The 3,141-nt window shown below is 38.1% G+C and carries 4 protein-coding genes; all 4 read right to left on the bottom strand.

Annotated elements, in window-relative coordinates; translation table 11 throughout:
• A partial coding sequence (locus tag IJF99_RS01285) for an OB-fold nucleic acid binding domain-containing protein (RefSeq protein ID WP_292790988.1) occupies positions 1-386 on the bottom strand: 386 nt, incomplete at its 3' end.
• A 337-nt stretch (positions 387-723) separates the two neighbouring features.
• Entirely contained in the window at positions 724-1,263 is a 540-nt protein-coding gene (locus IJF99_RS01280) for a DapH/DapD/GlmU-related protein (RefSeq protein ID WP_292790986.1), read from the bottom strand.
• A 1-nt stretch (position 1,264) separates the two neighbouring features.
• On the bottom strand, positions 1,265-2,542 hold the full coding sequence (gene hisD / locus IJF99_RS01275; protein WP_292790984.1) for a histidinol dehydrogenase: 1,278 nt from the start codon (positions 2,540-2,542) through the stop codon (positions 1,265-1,267).
• 7 nt (positions 2,543-2,549) lie between these two features.
• Positions 2,550-3,141 (bottom strand): dihydroxy-acid dehydratase (locus IJF99_RS01270; protein WP_292790981.1); only part of this gene is annotated, 592 nt, incomplete at its 5' end.

Below are 3,141 nucleotides of genomic sequence, written 5' to 3'. Positions count from 1 at the left end.
TCTAATCTTGTATCGATTCCTGCTTTAACTTTTTCTGTTGGATCCATTGGTAAAGGTTGGTTAGCTAAGTTTAAAATTTTGATTTCTTTAGGGATTATTTCAACACCGTTTGGTGCTTTGCCCGCTTCCTGCACTAAACCTTTTATAGCTACAACTGATTCTTTTCTGAATTCTCTTAATTCTTCCATTATGTTTTCATCTACTTTTTTGCTTGGAGCTGTTACTTGAACCCTACCGGTCACATCACGAATGATAACAAACATGATTCCTCCGAAATCACGGATTTCATGCACCCAACCCATGATGGTAATGTCGCTGCCTGCGATTTCAGGAGTGCATTGACTAGCGTAGTTTGTTCTTCTCCAATCGTTTAATAAACCTTGCAATTTTTCACCTCGAGGTTTGTAAAAATTATTAATTAATAATTAAAACTTTAAAAAAAGCGTTGCCTGAGTCGTATAGGCAAAACCTATTAATAAGCACGATTAGACAACTGTTTAATCGATTAATAGTTCCTATTTCAAAGGAAGTGAAAGAATATGAAAAATCATATTCTGAATATAATATATAGTAACATAATATATAAAGTTAACTAAGAATATTAAAAACATTTATTTTTAAAAAAATAAGCATTAAATTAATCAAAAAAGGATTTAAAATACTTATAATATGTTTTTTAAATATTGAAGTTATATTATCTAAAAAAATTGATGGAAAAATTAATTAAAATTTTTCCTTATCAAGAGTCTTTACTATTTTTGCAGGAACGCCTACAGCAACCTCATAGTCGCCGACATCTTTGGTGACGATAGCCCCTGCCCCTACAATTGCATACTCGCCAATGGTAACTCCAGGCAGAATACTTACGCCAGCTCCAATCCATGCTCCCTTTTTAATATGAATTGGTTTGCAGGTTAACACCTGCCTGTCATATTCATCATGATTGTTTGAAAGCAACTGCACATTTGCCGCAAGCATTACATCATCTTCTATTGTTATTCCGCCACGAGCCATCAAAAGGGAATTTGAATTGATAAAAACATTATCCCCGATTTTAAGCCTATCAAATGCTGCTCCTGCGATTGGAGCCATAATCATGCTGTTTTCACCCAGATTATCTCCAAGCAAATCCTTAAGCAAACTATTATACTCATCTGTGTTTGGCATTGTATGATTGATTTTGAAGACTATTTCAGACATTCTGAACGCTTCAGCCATATCCTCTTCAGACATTTTTCTCATGTCAACTCTTTCGAAATCCATCCTAGTCCTCCCTTAATCTTGTTTTGAAGGAATTTGCATGTGCAAAGAATCCTTCATACTCAGCAATTGGAACGGAAGTCCTTGACAGTTCTTTCAAACCTTCTTTAGTCAGTCTTTGAACAGTCGGCTTTTTAATGAACGCTTCAGTAGACAGTCCGGAATACATCTTAGCTCCACCACCTGTAGGCAAAACATGGTTGGTTCCGGATCCGTAATCCCCTGCTGCAACAGGCGAATAAGCCCCTAAAAATATTGAACCGGCATTGTTGATGTGTGATAATGTCTCATCATCATCTTCAGTGGATATGATTAAATGTTCAGGAGCATATTCATTTGTAACGTGAATAGCTTCCTCAAAAGTGTCTGTGATAATGATTTTTCCACTTTTTGATAATGATTCCTCAATGATTTCACGTCTAGACGCAACTTCGGTCAGTTCCTTTACAAATTCATCTGTTTTTATAGCCAGTTCTTTGCAGTCTGTAACTAAAAAACAGGAGGCATTAGGATCATGCTCCGCCTGTGCCAGAATATCTGTTGCCAAAAATTCAGGATTTGCAGTATCATCAGCCAGAATTAAGACTTCAGATGGTCCTGCCGGAAACTCAATATCTACTTGACCATAGACAAGTTTCTTTGCAGCGGTAACGAATATATTTCCAGGACCTACGATTTTTTCCACATGTGGAATTGATTCGGTTCCATAAGCCAGGGCTGCGATTGCCTGAGCACCTCCAACCTTATAAATTTCATCTGCTCCAGCAATATCGGCGGCTACTAAAATTGCATCTAAAATCTTGCCATCCTTTTGAGGAGGGGTTACGCAGACTACCTTTTCAACTCCTGCGATTTTTGCAGGTATGACTGTCATCAATATTGATGAAGGATAAGCCGCCCTTCCGCCAGGTATGTAACATCCGGCTGAGTTGATTGGCCTTACAATCTGGCCTGCAACTATTCCAGGATTGACTTCCATTTCCCATTCGGATGGAATTTGCCTTTTATGAAACCTTTCTATATTGTCGGCGGCATTTTTTAAAGCAGTGAGCAATTCATCATCCAATGTATCGTAAGCCTCTTCAATTTCATCATTGGATACTTTGAAATCTTCTATTAAAACACCGTCGAATTTTTCCGTATATTCACGAATAGCCTTATCTTTTTCTACTCGAACATTTTCCAAAATCTCAGATACGGTCCCTAAAACATTGTTAACATCCTGTTCTGACCTTTTGATTGTATCTTGCAAATTAATTTCAGAGTATTTTAAAATTTCCATGTTTACACTACCTTAAAATAGCTCCGGTGTCTGCTGAGTGAACCAATTTCTGATATATTGCCAGCCAGCCTGAAACATCACTTTCAGGGTGTTTAACCTCTTTCAATCTGGCTTCGATTTCCTCATCGGTCAACTCGACATTTATAGACCTATTTTTAATGTCTATCTCTATTATGTCGCCGTTTTGAATTGCTGCAATCGGTCCGTCTTCCCTTGCTTCAGGTGACACGTGGCCGATGCATGGTCCACGGGTTCCTCCTGAAAATCTGCCATCGGTAATCAAACCTACGTCCTTGATGTTCATTCCGGCAAGAGCGGATGTTGGATTCAGCATTTCACGCATTCCAGGTCCTCCTTTCGGACCTTCATACCTGATTACAACAATGTCGCCTTCATCGATTTCATGGTCAAAAATCGCTTTTGTAACATCCTCTTCTGAGTTATAGACTTTTGCAGGCCCTTTAAGATGCATTAAATTTTCCGCAACAGCACCTTTTTTAACTACACTGCCGTTAGGTGCAAGATTACCTTTAAGAATAGCAATTCCACCATCTTCATGTACAGGATTGTCCAATGTATGAATCACTTCAGTGTTTTTG

Source organism: Methanobrevibacter sp., from assembly GCF_017406825.1.
In the GTDB taxonomy this organism is placed as follows: Archaea; Methanobacteriota; Methanobacteria; order Methanobacteriales; family Methanobacteriaceae; genus Methanocatella.
Note: the sequence above shows the minus strand (reverse complement) of the source record. Positions and strands in the feature narration are given on the sequence as shown.

What these genes read in the sequence shown, in the direction of transcription:
- IJF99_RS01280 (WP_292790986.1), bottom strand. Translation starts at nt 1,263, where the DNA reads ATGGATTTCGAAAGAGTTGACATGAGAAAAATGTCTGAAGAGGATATG.
- hisD (WP_292790984.1), bottom strand. Translation starts at nt 2,542, where the DNA reads ATGGAAATTTTAAAATACTCTGAAATTAATTTGCAAGATACAATCAAA.